19 protein-coding genes and 1 pseudogene are annotated in these 17179 nt (G+C 40.3%); 13 read left to right on the top strand and 7 right to left on the bottom strand.

Annotation, left to right across the window (positions count from 1 at the left end):
- Positions 1–55: 55 nt before the first annotated feature.
- From DMO16_RS14600 to DMO16_RS14585, 4 genes are all read right to left on the bottom strand, one after another.
- On the bottom strand, positions 56–1081 hold the full coding sequence (locus DMO16_RS14600; RefSeq protein WP_129478342.1) for an LLM class flavin-dependent oxidoreductase: 1026 nt from the start codon (positions 1079–1081) through the stop codon (positions 56–58).
- Between the two features lie 155 nt (positions 1082–1236).
- Positions 1237–2244, bottom strand: a complete 1008-nt coding sequence (locus DMO16_RS14595; RefSeq protein ID WP_053356064.1) for an LLM class flavin-dependent oxidoreductase — start codon at positions 2242–2244, stop codon at positions 1237–1239.
- Positions 2245–2275: 31 nt separating this feature from the next.
- Positions 2276–3229, bottom strand: coding sequence for a TIGR03571 family LLM class oxidoreductase (locus DMO16_RS14590; protein WP_129478339.1), 954 nt, complete (start codon positions 3227–3229; stop codon positions 2276–2278).
- 21 nt (positions 3230–3250) lie between these two features.
- On the bottom strand, positions 3251–3574 hold the full coding sequence (locus DMO16_RS14585; RefSeq protein WP_129480406.1) for an ArsR/SmtB family transcription factor: 324 nt from the start codon (positions 3572–3574) through the stop codon (positions 3251–3253).
- Between the two features lie 609 nt (positions 3575–4183).
- Here DMO16_RS14585 and DMO16_RS14580 point away from each other — a divergent pair.
- The 10 genes from DMO16_RS14580 to DMO16_RS14535 all read left to right on the top strand — a co-directional run bounded on the left by DMO16_RS14580 (position 4184) and on the right by DMO16_RS14535 (position 11684).
- Positions 4184–4486: an urease subunit gamma gene (locus DMO16_RS14580; protein ID WP_129478337.1), complete on the top strand. Its 303-nt coding sequence runs from the start codon at positions 4184–4186 to the stop codon at positions 4484–4486.
- Between the two features lie 15 nt (positions 4487–4501).
- Positions 4502–4825, top strand: coding sequence for an urease subunit beta (locus DMO16_RS14575; protein WP_129478335.1), 324 nt, complete (start codon positions 4502–4504; stop codon positions 4823–4825).
- Complete coding sequence (gene ureC / locus DMO16_RS14570) at positions 4822–6531, top strand: urease subunit alpha (protein WP_129478333.1); 1710 nt, start codon at positions 4822–4824, stop codon at positions 6529–6531. The genes DMO16_RS14575 and ureC overlap by 4 nt, the downstream gene beginning before the upstream one ends.
- A gap of 12 nt (positions 6532–6543) precedes the next feature.
- On the top strand, positions 6544–6990 hold the full coding sequence (gene ureE / locus DMO16_RS14565) for an urease accessory protein UreE (protein WP_129478331.1): 447 nt from the start codon (positions 6544–6546) through the stop codon (positions 6988–6990).
- A complete protein-coding gene (locus tag DMO16_RS14560; RefSeq protein WP_129478329.1) occupies positions 6983–7669 on the top strand; it encodes an urease accessory protein UreF in 687 nt (228 codons plus the stop codon). The genes ureE and DMO16_RS14560 overlap by 8 nt, the downstream gene beginning before the upstream one ends.
- Positions 7670–7695: 26 nt before the next feature.
- Positions 7696–8310, top strand: coding sequence for an urease accessory protein UreG (gene ureG / locus DMO16_RS14555; RefSeq protein ID WP_129478327.1), 615 nt, complete (start codon positions 7696–7698; stop codon positions 8308–8310).
- On the top strand, positions 8307–9122 hold the full coding sequence (locus DMO16_RS14550) for an urease accessory protein UreD (RefSeq protein WP_129478325.1): 816 nt from the start codon (positions 8307–8309) through the stop codon (positions 9120–9122). The genes ureG and DMO16_RS14550 overlap by 4 nt, the downstream gene beginning before the upstream one ends.
- A 471-nt stretch (positions 9123–9593) precedes the next feature.
- The gene (locus tag DMO16_RS14545; protein ID WP_241840576.1) at positions 9594–10520 is read left to right on the top strand and encodes a bifunctional helix-turn-helix transcriptional regulator/GNAT family N-acetyltransferase; all 927 of its coding nucleotides are present in this window, start codon (positions 9594–9596) and stop codon (positions 10518–10520) included.
- Positions 10521–10972: 452 nt separating this feature from the next.
- Positions 10973–11455, top strand: a complete 483-nt coding sequence (locus DMO16_RS14540; RefSeq protein ID WP_129478323.1) for a DUF2975 domain-containing protein — start codon at positions 10973–10975, stop codon at positions 11453–11455.
- 10 nt (positions 11456–11465) lie between these two features.
- The gene (locus DMO16_RS14535) at positions 11466–11684 is read left to right on the top strand and encodes a helix-turn-helix domain-containing protein (protein WP_129478321.1); all 219 of its coding nucleotides are present in this window, start codon (positions 11466–11468) and stop codon (positions 11682–11684) included.
- A gap of 143 nt (positions 11685–11827) precedes the next feature.
- Here the strand turns inward: DMO16_RS14535 and DMO16_RS14530 are convergent, their stop codons facing one another.
- Positions 11828–12190: a helix-turn-helix domain-containing protein gene (locus tag DMO16_RS14530; protein ID WP_129478319.1), complete on the bottom strand. Its 363-nt coding sequence runs from the start codon at positions 12188–12190 to the stop codon at positions 11828–11830.
- A 199-nt stretch (positions 12191–12389) separates the two neighbouring features.
- Here DMO16_RS14530 and DMO16_RS14525 point away from each other — a divergent pair, with 199 nt between their 5' ends.
- Positions 12390–13379, top strand: coding sequence for an asparaginase (locus DMO16_RS14525; protein WP_061975472.1), 990 nt, complete (start codon positions 12390–12392; stop codon positions 13377–13379).
- Positions 13380–13399: 20 nt separating this feature from the next.
- Positions 13400–14833, top strand: coding sequence for an aspartate ammonia-lyase (aspA, locus tag DMO16_RS14520; protein ID WP_129478317.1), 1434 nt, complete (start codon positions 13400–13402; stop codon positions 14831–14833).
- A gap of 333 nt (positions 14834–15166) precedes the next feature.
- On the opposite strand, the gene DMO16_RS14515 is transcribed toward aspA, so the two are convergent.
- A complete protein-coding gene (locus tag DMO16_RS14515; RefSeq protein ID WP_129478315.1) occupies positions 15167–16051 on the bottom strand; it encodes a DMT family transporter in 885 nt (294 codons plus the stop codon).
- Positions 16052–16239: 188 nt separating this feature from the next.
- Between DMO16_RS14515 and DMO16_RS14510 the strand changes: the two are divergent.
- Positions 16240–16476: pseudogene (locus DMO16_RS14510) on the top strand (GMC oxidoreductase); the annotation flags it as partial.
- Positions 16477–16593: 117 nt separating this feature from the next.
- Here the strand turns inward: DMO16_RS14510 and DMO16_RS14505 are convergent.
- Positions 16594–17082, bottom strand: a complete 489-nt coding sequence (locus DMO16_RS14505; RefSeq protein WP_061975480.1) for a pyridoxamine 5'-phosphate oxidase family protein — start codon at positions 17080–17082, stop codon at positions 16594–16596.
- Between the last annotated feature and the right edge of the window lie 97 nt (positions 17083–17179).

Below are 17179 nucleotides of genomic sequence, written 5' to 3'. Positions count from 1 at the left end.
CGATTTCCTCTGGTGCCATTTCCCGAGGTAGCCATAAGGACCGGCCAGTTTTGACCTATTTTCGCTGAGTAATTTCTGCCAATATTTCATAGGAATGGAGGCGTGCCTTATGATCGTAAACCTGGGCGATTGCCATGATTTCATCGGCTTGACTTTCATCCAGAAACTTTTCCAGCTTTTCTTTTACGATTTGAGGACTGCCGACAATCGAAGTTCCTAATTGATTCTCAAGGGCAGCTATTTCATAGTCGCTCGCTATATCATTAATATTATCCACTGGCGGCGGCAATGGAACTTCCTTTCCGCGCATCAAATTCAAGAACTGCTGCTGCAATGTTGTAGCGAGCCGCTCAGCTTCTTGATCTGTGTCGGCCGCAATGATGTTTAGCCCTACCATTGCATGCGGCTTGTCCAGTACTTTAGAAGGCTTAAACGAACGGCGGTACAACTGGATAGCCGGGAGTGTGTTATGCGGCGAGAAATGGCTCGCAAATGCAAACGGCAGTCCAAGCTCTCCTGCCAGCTGGGCACTGTATCCGCTTGAACCTAACAGCCAAATAGGTATGTTTAATCCCTCACCCGGAATTGCTTTAACATGACTATATTCTTGTGCAAGGGAAGGGTCAAAATAATTCCGGAGCTCAGCCAACTGCTCAGGGAAATCTTCTCCTGAACTCCTCAAGTCACGTCTTAATGCATGTGCGGTAAGCTGATCAGTGCCTGGTGCACGGCCCAAGCCAAGATCAATACGTCCTGGATATAATGATTCCAGAGTACCAAATTGCTCAGCAATAACAAGAGGTGCATGATTCGGCAGCATAATGCCGCCTGAACCTACCCGGATTTTTGATGTACCTGCTGCAACATGGGAAATCACTACCGATGTTGCAGAGCTGGCGATAAATGGCATATTATGATGCTCAGCGAGCCAATATCGGTTATACCCCAGCTTTTCAGCGAGCCGGGCCAACTCCAAAGTATTGCGAAAAGAATCAGCCGGCGTACTTCCATCTGCAATTGGAGAGAGATCCAGGACCGAGAATGGAATATCCGTAATTTGTTTTATATCATTTTCAGGCATATGCTCATCTTCTTTCTTTAAAAATTTCGGTTCAAACCTATAAAAGAATTTACAGGTTGTTTCTTTGTCTTCTTTTACTGTTTCAATCTAAATCACATTAATTTAACTGATTTAATATCTGCAGAAACTACATCTTTTATTAGACTAGACACTGTTTAATTTACTGCAGCCTGAGCCAAAATTTCATAAGAGCGCAGCCGTGCCTTATGATCAAAAATCTCTGTATGAGCCATAATTTCATCAGCATCAGTCTTTTCTATTAACTCATGGAGCTGCTGCTTCACACCTGCAGGGTCCCCGATGATGGAAGTGAAAAGCTGTTCTTCAACCGCCCTGCGTTCATTATCGTTCCAAAGCTCGTCCATATTATCAACAGGTGGCAAAATTGGCGAAGGCTGTCCGCGGGTTAACAAAAGAAATTTTTGATACATCGAAGTGGCAAGCCTTTGTGCTTCCTGTTTCTCATCTGCAGCCACCACTTGAACGGCTAACAGTACATAAGGCTCCTCCAAAAATTGAGACGGACGAAAATAATCCCGGTACAGTTTTATGGCCTCCATCATGTTACCTGGAGCAAAATGTCCCGCGAAAGAGAATGGTAACCCAAGTATTCCAGCCAATTGTGCACTATATAACCCTGAACCTAGCAGCCAAATTGGCACATTTGTTTTTTCGCCGGGAATGGCGTGAAAGCTAAATGAACCATTCTTAGTGGCTGTTCCTGTACCATAAAGATATGCGATAAGCTCCTCAAGCCGGGCATCAAATTCAGGTTCACCGGCAACCCGCTGCCGCAATACATTTGCTGTATATTGGTCGGTGCCAGGTGCCCGCCCCAATCCAAGGTCGATCCGGCCAGGGAAGAAGGTTTCTAATGTACCAAATTGCTCAGCCACGGAAAGAGGAGAATAATGGGAAAGCAGCATTGCACCTGATCCAATACGCATTTTTTCCGTGACAGAGGCTACTCGTCCAATTACGATCGGGGATGCTGAACTCGCCATTCCTGCCCAATTATGATGTTCAGCAAGCCAAAACCGTTTATATCCCCACTGCTCTGTTTTCTTTGCTAGATCTAGCGTGTTTTGAAGGGAAAGTTCGGCTGATCCTCCCTCGACAATTGGGGAGGGATCTAGTACTGAAAGTTCTATTTTCTTTGTCATAATTCTTCCTCCTTTTATACAATTTAGCTTTTTAAAGCTGGCCTGTACCTTTATGGGTTGGAAAGTGGGGTAGAACAAATTCTCCAAGTTCCTGGATTACTTCCTCTGGAGGGCGATTGGAAAAATACAGAACAAACGCCAAATGGTTGACCCCAATCGCTTGAAACTGTTGAAGTAGATCAACTAAACGGTTTCTTCCCACGGAATAGCCTAAGGGTATGGGGACAGGCATTTCATCGGGATTATCCGATAAATCGATAAACAAGCTTTGAGAGAAGGGTTTAAAATCTCCTTCAGTTAAAGCACGATAATCCTGGATAAGCTGCGCCTGTTGAATAATGCTCCTAGGGTATTGAAGCCACCCATCCCCATTCCTGGCTATCCAATTGATAGACTGATTGCTAAATCCAGTCACCATGGTCGGAATCGAAGATACAGGCTTTGGGATTAACCTCATATCTGTACCATCGATCAGCCCTCTGTTGCTGTGGATTGTCGGCTGATCCTCTTTTAACAGCCGGTCGAGAATTTCGAAATTTTCTTTAAATAACGGTCCGCTTTCTTGCTTAGATATCCCTAAAGCTGTAAAGTCTTTTTCCCTGTCCCCTGATCCCACTCCCATAATCAATCGGCCTGGAAACAATTGATCGATTGATGCCGCTTCCTTGGCTACCCTGACGGGGTGGCGCAAAGGGAGAACTACACTTCCTGTCACTAACGCAATGTGCTTCGTATAGGCGGCAAGATACGTCAAATAAATCCATAAATCGTACTTTTGGCCGTTATCATCAATATTCAAATTCTGCATCGTAATATCACGGAGCCATAATGAAGCAAAGCCATATTCCTCAATTTTACGGGCAAGCTCCAGCTGATTCTCCATAAACGGATTTTTAGACATCCTGGCAGTCGGGAGGACAAATCCAAGTGTCATTTTGTCTTTTTGGTACATGCTGTTATAGGCACGATGATTTTGAAAACTCACTCTTGGTCCTCCTTAAAAAGGTTATATTTTTAAGCCTATATACTTTTCAAACAGTTTAACGGTTTCCTCATTTCGTCGATAATAAGTCCATTGTCCGATTCGTTTCATTTCAACCAGACCGCTTTGCAATAGGATAGACAAATACTGGGAGGTAGTGGATTGTGATAGTCCTACTTTGCTGCGAATATCACTAACACAAACCCCGCCATCAAAGCCTTTTTCTTTGATGACATGGGCCTGCGGGGAAAAATTATTATCAGGTTCTTTCAACATTTGCAGAATATTTACTCTTATTTGATTTGACAGAGCCTTGAAAATTTCAACTGCCTGTTCGTCATTTATCATATTTGATTCCCGATTCAACGGTGCCCGCCCCTTTCTGATCTTATTAAAATCTATTTTGCTTAAGATGTGTATAAACTAATCGAACTAAAGGATATTGATAATTTGCAATATCTCTATATTATTTTCCTTTATACCCAAAATCAAATTTTATGCTTTAGAAAGCAATAGGAAACGGCTTTAAAGGAACTACACAAATTAGCTTAGAGAACAGGTGGCGGAGAGATGAGGATTATTTTGCCCATCTTTTAAATGGTTTGGGTTGGTATATAGCTTTGGAAAATCAAGACTTTAGAAGGGGATAGGTGAAGAAACTTCTGATGATGATGTTATAGATGACGATATAATTTCTATGGATTCTGTTACTGCCTTGCTTAGGGCTCTTTTTGTTTTAAAGAAAACGCTAAATTTAACATAAAATTCAGCGTATTCAAGAATTTATGTTAGGAAATCTAACACGAATGTTTTAAAAAAAAATAATTATATTAGAAGATAAGTAAGTATAGAAATACCATATTTCTTTCGGAAACGTAATAATTATGACCTTTCCACGGTGAGTTAACAGCAACACAGTGTTAAAAAAGTTGTAGTCAAAAGTGAAGGTGAATTTTAATGAAACTGATGTCACGAGAAATTGAAAAGCTGATGGTAGTAGTTGCTGCTGATCTTGCGCGCCGCCGCCAGCAAAGAGGCTTAAAGCTAAACTATCCTGAAGCAATCGCTATTATTACATATGAAGTAGTAGAAGGAGCACGAGATGGAAAATCAGTAGCCGAGCTTATGCAGTACGGCACAACGATTCTTACAAAAGAGGACGTAATGGAAGGTGTCGCTGAAATGATTCCAGAAATTCAAGTAGAGGCAACCTTTCCAGATGGGACAAAGCTAGTTACCGTTCATGAGCCAATTCGTTAAAAAGGGGGATAACAAATGATCCCAGGAGAGTACATATTGAAAAAAAAACCGATCGTATGTAATAAAAATAAGCAGTCAATCACGGTTAAAGTGTTAAATCGCGGAGACCGGCCTGTTCAAATTGGTTCACATTTTCACTTTTTTGAAGTAAATACATTCCTGGAGTTTAATCGTCAGGAAGCATTTGGGATGCATTTAAATATTCCTGCAGGTACTGCGGTGCGCTTTGAACCGGGGGACGAAAAGGAAGTGGAGCTTGTTCCTTTTTCTGGAGAGCGGAAGGTATACGGTTTAAACAATTTAACAAATGGACCTTTAGAAAAGGAGGGGAATAAATGAGCTTTAATATGTCGCGTCATCAGTATGCAGATATGTTTGGCCCGACTGTTGGTGATGCGGTTCGTTTAGCCGATACAGAATTATTCATTGAAATTGAAAAAGATTATACAACATATGGCGATGAAGTGAAGTTTGGCGGAGGCAAGGTTATTCGTGATGGAATGGGACAACACCCGCTTGCATCAAGAGATGAATCAGTCGATTTAGTGTTAACAAATGCAATGGTTGTTGATTATACAGGTATTTATAAAGCAGATATCGGTGTAAAGGATGGAATCATTTCGGCAATCGGTAAGGCGGGTAATCCAATGTTAATGGACGGAATTGACATTGTGGTCGGAGCGGCAACAGAAGTGATTGCAGCAGAAGGAATGATTCTAACAGCAGGCGGCATCGATGCTCATATCCACTTTATTTGTCCCCAGCAAATTGAAACAGCGATTTCTTCTGGGATCACAACTATGATCGGCGGCGGCACAGGACCGGCAACAGGTACGAAGGCAACAACTTGTACACCAGGTCCTTGGAATATCTATAAGATGCTTCAAGCAGCGGAAGAGTTTCCAATGAATCTTGGGTATTTAGGAAAAGGGAATGCTTCTGACGAAAAGCCTTTAAAAGAACAAATTGAAGCAGGTGCTATTGGTTTAAAGCTTCATGAGGATTGGGGAACGACTGCAGCGGCAATTGACACATGTCTAAAAGTGGCTGATCAATATGATGTGCAAGTTGCGATCCATACCGACACACTAAATGAAGGCGGATTTGTAGAGGATACATTAGCTGCGATTGATGGCCGCGTGATCCATACATATCATACGGAAGGAGCAGGAGGGGGACATGCCCCGGATATTATTAAAGCAGCAAGCTTTTCAAATATTTTGCCGTCTTCGACCAACCCCACACGGCCCTTTACAGTAAATACACTAGAAGAGCATTTGGATATGTTAATGGTTTGTCATCACTTAGACCCGAGTGTTCCAGAAGATATTGCGTTTGCAGATTCACGTATTCGAAAAGAAACGATTGCCGCAGAAGACATTTTACATGATTTAGGGGTATTTAGTATGATCTCGTCTGATTCACAGGCAATGGGTCGTGTTGGAGAGGTAATCAGCCGCACATGGCAAACCGCTGATAAGATGAAAAAGCAGCGAGGAAAATTGGGAGAAGATAATGGTACAGGTGATAACTTTCGTGTAAAGCGTTATATAGCCAAATATACAATTAATCCAGCGATTGTCCACGGTATTTCTGACTATGTCGGCTCTATTGAAGTAGGTAAGCTTGCTGATTTAGTTGTCTGGGATCCAGCATTTTTTGGTGTAAAGCCGGAATTAATTTTAAAAGGCGGCATGATTGCTCATAGTGTAATGGGGGATCCGAATGCGAGTATTCCCACACCGCAGCCTGTTTTATATCGTCCAATGTTTGCCAGCTTCGGAAGTGCTAAATTTAACACATCAATTACATTTTTATCAAAAGCAGCTTATGAAAGCGGTGTTCACAAACAATTAGGACTGAAAAAAACAGTAAAACCAGTCTCTAAGGTTCGACAGCTGACGAAAAAGTCTATGGTTTTCAATGGTGAAACTCCAGAAATTGAAGTTGACCCGCAAACATATGAAGTGAAAGTTAATGGTGAGTTGATTACGTGTGAGCCAGCAGAAGTTCTTCCGTTGGCGCAGCGCTATTTCTTATTTTGAGGTGAAGAAAAGATGATTATTGAAAAAGTAGTTGGAAATGTTTCAACATTAGGAAAAAGAGCGCCTCATGTTGAGTGTGTTTATTTAGAAAGCGATCATTTAGTAAAACGAATTCAGCGAGTTGTAACGGACCACGGCAATGAAATTGGCATTCGCATAAAAGAAAACCGCGACTTAGTCGATGGTGATGTTTTATATATGGATGAAAAAAATATGATCGTCATCTCAGTAAAAGAAGATGATTTATTAACGATCATGCCAACATCGATTAGGCAGATGGGAGAGATTGCCCATCAGCTCGGCAATCGACATTTACCGGCTCAATTTGAAGGAAATGAAATGCTCGTTCAATATGATTATTTAGTCGAAGAGCTGCTGCAGCAATTAGAGGTTCCGTATAAACGAGAAAAACGCAAGGTAAAAAAGGCGTTTCGCCATATCGGACACAGCCATGACTAATTCATTATTTACGCTTCTTCAATTAAGTGACTCAAATTTTCCGTCAGGAGCATTTTCACATTCCTTTGGGTTGGAAACTTATATACAAGAAGAAGTGATTACTGATAAAGCAAGCTTTGCACAGGCTATTTTTGTTTATCTTCGAAAGCAGCTTGTTTTTGTAGATGGCCTTGCCTGCAGGCTTGCTTATGAAGCGTTAGAACAAAGTGATATGTGTGCGTTTTTAGAGCTTGATCACATCTTGTTTGCCTCTAGTCTTGCAGAGGAAACAAGAATGGGGAACAAGCGGATCGGCGAACGAATGGCTAAGCTCTGTTTTAACCTTTATCCATCCTCAATTCTTAAAAACTATGTAAATTGGATCAAAGAAAAGAAAGCTTACGGTCATTCAGCATTAGTTTTTGCGGCAGTTGCACATCACTTAAACATAACAAAAGAAACTGCAGTTGAAACATATTTATTTACAGCAGTTTCCTCACTCGTCCAGAATGCAGTTCGTGGGATTCCACTCGGACAAACAGATGGTCAAAAGATTTTAGTAGAAATCCAGACTTATTTAAATGAAGCAGTGGAAGCTATTTTTCGTTTGTCTTGGGATGATTTAGGTGCGGTTAGTCCTGGATTGGAAATTGCACAAATGCGTCATGAACACTTATATGTCCGATTGTTCATGTCTTAAATTTATTAAGTAAAGGGGAGCTTAGAATGGAACCAGTCCGTATTGGAGTAGGTGGGCCTGTTGGAGCAGGTAAGACAATGCTTGTAGAAAAATTAACGAGAGCTATGTATAAAGAGTTGAGTATGGCAGTGGTGACGAACGACATTTATACAAAAGAAGATGCGATGTTTTTAATGAAAAACGGCGTGCTGCCAGAAGATCGTGTCATTGGTGTTGAAACAGGAGGATGCCCGCATACAGCCATTCGTGAGGATGCATCGATGAATTTTGCAGCGATTGATGAATTAAAAGAATCTCATAATGATCTTGATATCATTTTTGTAGAAAGCGGTGGTGATAATTTAGCGGCAACGTTTAGTCCAGAGCTTGTAGACTTTTCGATTTATATTATTGATGTCGCACAAGGCGAAAAAATTCCGAGAAAAGGCGGACAGGGGATGATTAAGTCCGACCTGTTTGTTATTAATAAAATTGATCTCGCGCCTCATGTAGGTGCACGCTTAGAAATTATGGAGCGTGATACGATCACTGCAAGGGGGGATAAGCCGTTTGTTTTTACGAATTTAAAGGATGAAACAGGTCTTGATGAGGTGATTGATTGGATTAAAAAGCAAGCACTGTTAGTCGAATTGGAGTCATGAGATACACAGGGGTATTGGAGCTTTCCGCCGCAAAAAAACAGCCGAAAACAATTGTTTCTTCTTGTTACTATGAAGGCGCACTGAAAATAACCCGACCTGTTTACCTGGAGGAAAATTTACCGTCCATTTATCTTATTCACGTCGGGGGAGGGTATGTGAACGGTGATAAATATTTATTGAACTTAAACTTGGACGAAGGAGCGGAATTAGCGGTTACAACGCAATCTTCTACAAAGGTGTATAAAACGCCAAAAGCTCATGTCGTGCAGCAAACAAATATTAAATTGAATAAAGGCAGTATTTTAGAATATTTGCCAGATCCTCTCATCGCTTATAAAGGGGCTCGGTTTATTCAAGAAACCACCGTTCATATAGAAGATGAATCTTGTTTTTTATATAGTGATATTATTACACCAGGCTGGGCGGAAGATGGCAGTTTTTTTCGCTATGATTGGATTCGTTCAAAATTAAAAGTGTATAAAAACGAAAGGCTTATCATATTCGATCATTTATTGCTCGAACCGGATGGCGAGATGAACGGTATGATGCAAATGGATGGCTGTACACATGTTGGAATGTTCCTTATTTTGCACAATGAAGCTCGAAAAGATTTTCTGGATCGTTTATATGAAATGTTGGAAGATACATATCCCGGTGTTCGCTTTGGATTGTCAGCACTTCCAGAAAGTGGTGGGATTTTACGGATTCTTGCGCGAAATACGGGTGTTATTAAAAAAATGATTGCCTATGCCCATACTGTTGCTAGAAGTGAGCTTCTCGGGAAAGATTCTGTTACTTGGCGGAAGTATTAAGCTGCGGTATTCTGCATCTTTCTGAATAAGGGAAGATGTTTTTTTTAGGATTTGTCCTCGTGTTTTTCCTCGGCTCGTTTGTATATAATTTAAAATTATTTAGAGTGAATATCTAAGAATGTTGTTATATCCAAGTTTTTGTTACTGTGTTTATAGATATTTTGTACTCCGAATCATGGGCGGCATGATGTAATAACGTCCTCAAAGCTTTGATATAGAATTTGAGAAAGATCAAAGAAGCTTCTCATAAGTTAAACAAACTTGTGGGAAGCTTCTTTTTTATGCTTGTTTTCTGGTATCTACCCATTCCTTGTATTAGGGCTTCCCTTGCTACTCAAGTCAATTCGTCAAATCGCTAACAATAAGAAATTGGTACTGGTTCAATGCCTCTACTGTTGTATTTAATTGACATTAGCAATTAATTCTATTATATTATTTGACAAAGTCAATTAAAATTTAGAGGTGAATAGTTTGCCAAATGTAGAAAGAATAAATGCTGTTCGTCATTTTAATCGATTTATGACAAGACAAATTGGGGCTTTGCGTGAGGGATTATTACATAGCTCTTATTCACTGACAGAGTCGAGGATACTGTTTGAAATTGCTAACAATGACAATCCCACAGCTTCAAATTTAACTCACGAATTGGGACTGGATGCAGGTTATTTAAGTCGTATATTAGCCCGATTGGAGGAGAAAGGTATTGTATGCAAAGAGCGTTCTACTAAAGATGCCAGACAGCGCATCCTCAAACTGACGTCTGAAGGAAAGAAAGCATTTTCTCAGCTCAATGAACGTTCACACAATGAAATATCTGAACTCCTTGGAGAATTATCTGAAAGTGAACAACAACAATTAATTAATGCTATGTCAACAGTAGAGGGATTGCTCGGCAAGAAGGAAGGCCTTAAATTTTCTGGACCATATTTTTTGCGTAAGCATGAACCTGGTGATATGGGATGGGTTGTTCAACAACATGGGATTTCCTATTCAAAAGAATATGGATGGGATGAGAGTTTTGAGGCACTTGTCTCTCAAATTGTAGCGGATTTTATAAATAACTATAACCCAAAACGAGAACGTTGCTGGATTGCCGAAATGAATGGGGAAATCGTGGGTTCTATTTTTGTTGTAGAAGGAAATGAAGATACGGCTAAACTTCGTTTACTAATCGTAGACTCAAAGGCTAGAGGGTTGGGGCTGGGTTCACAATTAGTTGAAGAATGTATTAACTTTTCCAGACGGGTTGGATATAAAAAACTCGTACTATGGACGAATAGTGTCCTTAAAGAAGCTCGGCATATTTATCAAAAAAAGGGATTTAACCTTGTAAATGAAGAAAAGCATCATAGTTTTGGTCAAGATTTAGTTGGAGAAACATGGGAACTGTTACTTTAGAGCAAGGTATCTTCTTTAACAGCTTTAATTAGGAGGGAATGTTTGGTTTTGAATACCAGATTATCAAGGCTCTGCATGATATGATCATATGAAAAACAGAAAAACGAAAAAGAGCATTCCTGCTCTTTTTCGTCGTTTTACCAATCACAACCAAGATGTTTATTCTTATTTTTCCTCTTGTGGCATAAACATGCCCTTAAGGCTTCCTCAACCCGTGCAGCTTCAGCTTCGACCTGATTTTTTAAAAGATAAAGACATTTTGTGAACAAGTTGTTAATTAACAACTTATAATAAGAGCATTTCCTTGTAATGAGAAATGCTTTTTAATTTTGCCAAAAATAAAAAATATAATAATTAGTAATAATGTAATTAAATTTCGATATTAATTTATTGTAAAACAATAAATTAAGTGTTAAAGTCATTTTATTATAAAGTCAGTGAGGTGTATTTTTGTGAAACAAGTTACGACCTTCTTTTTAAAGTTAGCTGTTATTTTTATCGGAATCCCAGTTCTGGCATTGTGTATATTTTTGGTGCCTAAGTTTGGGAATTTTGCAGGAGAATTATATCCTGATATTGCTTTTATGAAATCTCTCGTTTTAATCGATATGTACGCGGCAGCGATACCTTTTTACTTCGCTCTGTATCAGGCTTTTAAACTTCTTAGCTATATTGATAAGAGCCAAGCTTTCTCGGAATTATCGGTAAAGGCTTTAAAGAAGATAAAATATTGTGCCATCACAATCAGTGCATTGTACCTGCTAGGTATGCCACTCTACTATCTCGTGGCGAAAAGAGTTGACCCTCCAAGTATCATGCCAATCGGATTGGTTATTATTTTCTCTTCTATGGTTATCGCCGTTTTTTCTGCTGTTCTCCAAAGTCTTTTACAAGAAGCTATTAATATAAAATCAGAAAATGATTTAACGGTTTAAGGTGTGGAAAATGGCAATTATTATTAATATTGATGTTATGTTAGCAAAACGAAAAATGAGCGTAACGGAGCTTGCAGAGAGGGTTGGAATAACCATGGCGAATATCTCCATTCTGAAAAATGGGAAAGCAAAAGCGGTTCGTTTTTCAACATTAGAAGCGATATGTAAGACGTTGGATTGTCAGCCAGGTGATATTTTGGAATACAAAAGCGACGAAGCCACTCATTAACAACAGACAACAAATTTGTTTAAAGAGTTTTTTCGAATAAAGAAAAATAGACCATCAAATAGATTGCCATTTGATGGTCATTTTTATATGCATTTTTAAGTTTTATGAAAGAATTACCTAAGGAATCGGTTCTTTGTCGTTGTTTATGTTGACTTATCTTCCAATTGCCGCTTGGCTCTGATAAACGCAATAAATTGCTGCAGTTCTTCTTTAGAAAGGGAGAGGCCATCGACAGACAGATTTAAAGCAGACAGATCCGTTAATTCCATGCATGGGACAGATGAATCCTCATCCAACTGAGGATCTTGGTGATCGACTCTGCCCAGAATGTAATCAGTGGAGGTGTCAAATAAGTCAGCTATTAATGCGATGGCTTCCAATGAAGGGCGGCGGTGCCCCGATTCGTAGCCTGCATATGTACTTTTGGCGATTCCGAGCCGGTCAGCGGTATACTGCAGCGACCACTCTTTGCTCTTCCTTAAATTTGTTAATCTCGTTAAAATCATCGGTTAACTCCCTAACTCCTCTATGATTTCGTTTATTATAGCACAGTTAAAAATAAAAAGTACGCGTAATGCGTAAAATGCTATTGATTTCCCACGTAATCATCACTATAATTGCGTATGTAGTACGCGAAACGCATATTAAAGAAGAAGTTAAACACTCGTTTAATTTTCATAGAAATGGCTTTAAGGAGGGGTTATATTGAAGAAGTTGATGCTGCTTACGACTGGCGGGACCATTGCCTCGCTCGAAGGGGAGAATGGGCTGGTTCCTGAGATGACAGCCGACGATATTTTAAGTCATTTGCCGGGATTCAATTTACTCTGCCAGATTGATAGTAAGGCTTTGATTAATATTGATAGTACCAATATGCAGCCGGAATATTGGGTTGAAATGGCAAAGGCGGTTTATGAGCATTACGAGGAGTATGACGGTTTTGTGATCACGCATGGCACAGACACCATGGCTTATACTTCAGCTGCACTTTCCTATATGCTGCAAGATCTCGAAAAACCAGTGGTGGTTACCGGGTCCCAAATCCCGATTTCTTTTAAGAAAACCGACGCGAAACGAAATATTGCGGATGCCGTGCGCTTTGCTTGTGAGGAGATCGGTGGTGTATATGTGGTTTTTGACGGAAGAGTCATTCAGGGAACAAGGGCCATCAAGTTGAGAACGAAGAGCTATGATTCGTTTGAAAGTATTAACTATCCTTATATTGCTTCTATCTATAAAGATCATATTGAGTACAGCAAGCCTGTTCATTCATTAGAAAATAAGAAAATTAAGCTGGATACTTCTCTTTGCACAGATGTTTCGTTGGTTAAGTTATTTCCTGGAATTAAGCCGGAATTCTTTGATTGCCTGAAAAATCAATGTCAGGGGATTGTGATCGAAAGTTATGGAAGCGGTGGCATTCCCTTTCAGGGAAGAAACATATTGGAAAAATTGGACGAGCTGATTGAGTGTGGGATCTCTGTTGTCATTACGACACAGTGTTTAGAAGAAGGGGAGGATATTGAACTTTATGAAGTAGGGCGTAAAGTTAATCAAAATGTCATTATCCGTTCCCGGAATATGAATACAGAGGCCATCGTTCCCAAGCTGATGTGGGTACTCGGCAAGACGCAGGATCCGCAAAAGGTGAAGGAATTGATGGAAACACCCATTGCAGATGATATTACACTTTAAATCAATAAGGAGCAGGGTTAATGATAAAAAGCGAGATCGCATACCGAATTGAAAAAGACTTTCTCGGTGAGAAGGAAATTCCTGCAGATGTTTATTATGGAATCCAAACGTTACGCGCTGTAGATAATTTTCAAATCACTGGCTACAGAATTCATAAAGAAATGATTCATGCGCTGGCAATGGTGAAGAAAGCGGCCGCCCTGGCCAATATGGATGTTCATCGTCTATACGAAGGACTTGGCAGGCCAATCGTTCAAGCTTCTGATGAAATTTTGGAGGGACACTGGCACGAGTATTTTATCGTCGATCCGATCCAGGGTGGTGCCGGTACTTCGATGAACATGAATGCAAATGAAGTCATCGCCAACCGTGCGCTTGAACTGCTTGGTCATCATAAAGGTGACTATTTAAAACTAAGCCCGAACACTCATGTGAATATGTCGCAATCAACCAACGATGTATTTCCAACAGCCATTCATATTTCAACCCTTAAATTGCTGGAGAAGCTGCTTGTTACGATGAATGATATGCTGGAGGTCTTCAGGAAGAAAGCGGTACAGTTCGACCACGTGATAAAAATGGGGCGAACCCATCTGCAGGATGCCGTGCCAATTCGCCTTGGCCAGGAATTTGAAGCGTACAGCCGAGTATTGGAACGCGACATTAAGCGGATTAAACAGACGCGCGAGCATCTTTACGAAGTTAATATGGGAGCGACAGCTGTAGGGACAGGCTTAAATGCCGATCCACAGTATATCAAACATGTGGTAAGGCACCTTTCTGAAATTAGCGGACTGCCTCTTGTCGGGGCCGAGCACCTGGTGGATGCCACACAGAACACGGATGCTTACACAGAAGTTTCAGCCGCATTGAAGGTCTGCATGATGAATATGTCCAAAATTGCGAACGACTTACGCTTGATGGCCTCCGGCCCGCGTGCAGGACTTGGTGAAATTACTTTGCCGTCGCGTCAGCCCGGATCCTCCATTATGCCTGGAAAAGTGAACCCGGTTATGGCGGAGCTCATTAACCAAGTGGCTTTTCAGGTCATCGGTAACGACCATACAATTTGCTCGGCATCTGAAGCGGGACAGCTTGAATTAAACGTCATGGAGCCTGTACTCGTTTTTAACCTTCTTCAGTCCATCAGCATCATGAATAATGCGTTCCGAAGCTTTACAGATTATTGCCTGTCCGGAATTGAGGCAAATGAAGACCGGATGAAAGAATATGTTGAACGAAGCGTGGGAATCATTACAGCCGTAAATCCGCACCTGGGATACGAAGCTTGTGCGCGTATTGCACGGGAAGCCATTTTAAAAGGGAAATCCGTACGAGAGCTTTGCCTTCTGTATGATGTTCTGACAGAGGAAGAACTCGATTTGATTTTAAACCCGTATGAAATGACAAACCCTGGTATAGCCGGTGGTGCTCTTCTCGATAAAATCACTTGATCAAGTGGTTTACATTGATTTGAAGGAGGTTTCGAGGTAGGCGGAACGTTAACTTCCGGAATGATTCCTCCGATAACCGAATTTTCATCGCAGGGAATCTGGGCATATCCATCTTTCCCTTCTTCCATTCATGTAGTTACGTTTCATATTTGTATTAAAAATTTAAAATCAATACTCCGACAGTTGGTCATATAAAATCGTTGAATCCATTTTTAAAAAGAGAAGATGTCTCAAAATAGATTCAACGATTCTGATTAAATTTATTTTTTTCAAAAGCTAGCTTTATTCCTAAAGACAGAATATCAATACGGAGATCTTCCTCTTCACTGAGAATTAAGTTCTTGTTGCGCTTACAGCTTTACTTTGACCGCTGGCTAAGACAGCTCCAAAAATGGTAATAAGGCCTCCTATACATGTGAATCCAGATATTTGTTCCTGTAATAAAAGAACACCCAATAATACAGTCCAAACCGGAAGTAAGTTAATATAGGGTGCTGCACGACCTGCACCAATAATTTTCACACCTGCGTTCCACGCAAAATATGCGATGACAGACGCAAAGGTACTCACATAAATAATACAGATCCATGCATTTTTAGTCATATGAATCAAGCTTGAATCAACGGTGCCAATACAACTAATCGCACTAAAAAGAGTACCGTAAAAGGCAGATCCAGCAGTCAAAGTCAGCGCATCAATCTTTCTTCCATATTTTTTACCCAGAACCGTATACATTCCCCAGGCTACACAGGATAAAAGGATTTCAATTTCTCCAAGAAGGGATCCTTCAGAAGATGTTGTTTGTCTGCCTTGAATCAGCAGAATAACGCCAATTATTGATATGATCGCTCCTATCCATGCTTTTGTTTTAATTTTTTCTTTAAGAAAAAATGGGGTAAAGACCAAGATGGTAATTGGAATACCAGCTGAGATCATTCCTGCTTGTGATGCACTAATGGATCTTAATCCCAAATAATTCAAGGTTGAAAAGGCGAATATACCTAAGAATCCTAATATCAAAAATTCCTTCCATCTCAAAAAGATAGGAAGTTTATTTTTATTAATAGCGAGTAATCCCCAAAGTATAAGGGTTGAAATTGCCCAGCGTATTGTATTCAATAACGTTGCTGGTAACGCTGAGCCTAAATAACGACCACAAATATAGTTGCCCGCCCAAAAAAAAGTAGCTACAACTAATAAGATAATTCCTTTTTTCATTATTTATATCCTTTCCCACTACTGTCCTGGCATAGAACGTTTTAAAAATTATTATGGAGAAGATATCAGTTGTTTGTCAATGACTTATATAGAATTGGCAAGATAGCTCCGCCTGACTTATAAACATCAGGCAGTGTATGAGGATGTGGAAAACCTTCAACCGTTTGTTTTTTCATTTATCATGTTACGCTGTCGTCGATCCGAATACGATGAAGGTTCACGGACTCGAAAACGTACGAGTCGTCGATGCATCAGCTATGCCTTACGTAACAAACGGTAATATCCATGCACCTGTATTGATGCTGGCCGAAAAGGCAGCAGACCTCATCCTTGGACGTAAACCACTGGATCCAATTCACGCCGATTTCTATCGACATGGTGTACATCCGGCCGATGCAGGGACAATTGCTACAGTAACTAAATAACCCAATAACAAAAACCACTTCCTGTGAGGAAGTGGCTTTTTGTGTGAAATAAACTAATTGCCGGGTAGTTGGAGATGGTACCAGTCACTTACATGGCATTGGGAATGGTTACTGTTGTTATTTATCCAATTCAACCGTTTCATTAACATCTGCCGATTCAGCATTTTGCCCTGTTATTCGTTTAAACATAAACGCGATTCTCTTCGTTAAACTGCCGGTTTCCCAATATTCGGCTGCTTCTGTTTTAATTTTAATCAAGACAATGTTGGGATCATCATAAGTGGTTTGCATAATTTTGTCATAGGCGAATCCCCACAATTCCTTCTTCTTATCTAAATCCTCAACGATTTCCGCTCTTCCACGAATGGAAACATAGGATTTACCTGCATAAGCCACATTAACCTCTTGATTGTGTAGAATTTCATCATATTTATTCGTCTCCTTTTTAGTGAAAAACCATAGGTCACCATCAAACTCTACTTCTTGTGTTTTCATTGGCCGAGAAACAAGGCCTTCTTCCGTTAGCGTAGTCAGCATGGCCGTGTCTATGTCTTTGATTAATTCTCTTACGGTTTCCAGTTCTTTTTGGTCCATCATGTTAGACATTTCCATCACCTCGTAAAAGTTTAATAGAGGTATATTACCCTTTACATCAACTTTTACTCTGGGATGGCCGATGACTAAAACCAACCCAAATATGAAA

Origin of the sequence: Fictibacillus sp. S7 (assembly GCF_004127935.1) — a bacterium.
Lineage (GTDB): Bacteria > Bacillota > Bacilli > Bacillales > Fictibacillaceae > Fictibacillus_C > Fictibacillus_C enclensis.
This window is presented reverse-complemented; position numbering and strand designations above follow the sequence as displayed.

Coding starts and splice junctions, on each gene's coding strand:
- DMO16_RS14575 (WP_129478335.1), top strand. CDS start 4,502: ATGATCCCAGGAGAGTACATATTGAAAAAAAAACCGATCGTATGTAAT.
- DMO16_RS14595 (WP_053356064.1), bottom strand. CDS start 2,244: ATGACAAAGAAAATAGAACTTTCAGTACTAGATCCCTCCCCAATTGTC.
- DMO16_RS14560 (WP_129478329.1), top strand. CDS start 6,983: ATGACTAATTCATTATTTACGCTTCTTCAATTAAGTGACTCAAATTTT.
- ureG (WP_129478327.1), top strand. CDS start 7,696: ATGGAACCAGTCCGTATTGGAGTAGGTGGGCCTGTTGGAGCAGGTAAG.
- DMO16_RS14535 (WP_129478321.1), top strand. CDS start 11,466: ATGGCAATTATTATTAATATTGATGTTATGTTAGCAAAACGAAAAATG.
- DMO16_RS14550 (WP_129478325.1), top strand. CDS start 8,307: ATGAGATACACAGGGGTATTGGAGCTTTCCGCCGCAAAAAAACAGCCG.
- aspA (WP_129478317.1), top strand. CDS start 13,400: ATGATAAAAAGCGAGATCGCATACCGAATTGAAAAAGACTTTCTCGGT.
- DMO16_RS14530 (WP_129478319.1), bottom strand. CDS start 12,190: ATGATTTTAACGAGATTAACAAATTTAAGGAAGAGCAAAGAGTGGTCG.
- ureC (WP_129478333.1), top strand. CDS start 4,822: ATGAGCTTTAATATGTCGCGTCATCAGTATGCAGATATGTTTGGCCCG.
- DMO16_RS14505 (WP_061975480.1), bottom strand. CDS start 17,082: ATGTCTAACATGATGGACCAAAAAGAACTGGAAACCGTAAGAGAATTA.
- DMO16_RS14600 (WP_129478342.1), bottom strand. CDS start 1,081: ATGCCTGAAAATGATATAAAACAAATTACGGATATTCCATTCTCGGTC.
- DMO16_RS14580 (WP_129478337.1), top strand. CDS start 4,184: ATGAAACTGATGTCACGAGAAATTGAAAAGCTGATGGTAGTAGTTGCT.
- DMO16_RS14515 (WP_129478315.1), bottom strand. CDS start 16,051: ATGAAAAAAGGAATTATCTTATTAGTTGTAGCTACTTTTTTTTGGGCG.
- DMO16_RS14585 (WP_129480406.1), bottom strand. CDS start 3,574: ATGATAAATGACGAACAGGCAGTTGAAATTTTCAAGGCTCTGTCAAAT.
- ureE (WP_129478331.1), top strand. CDS start 6,544: ATGATTATTGAAAAAGTAGTTGGAAATGTTTCAACATTAGGAAAAAGA.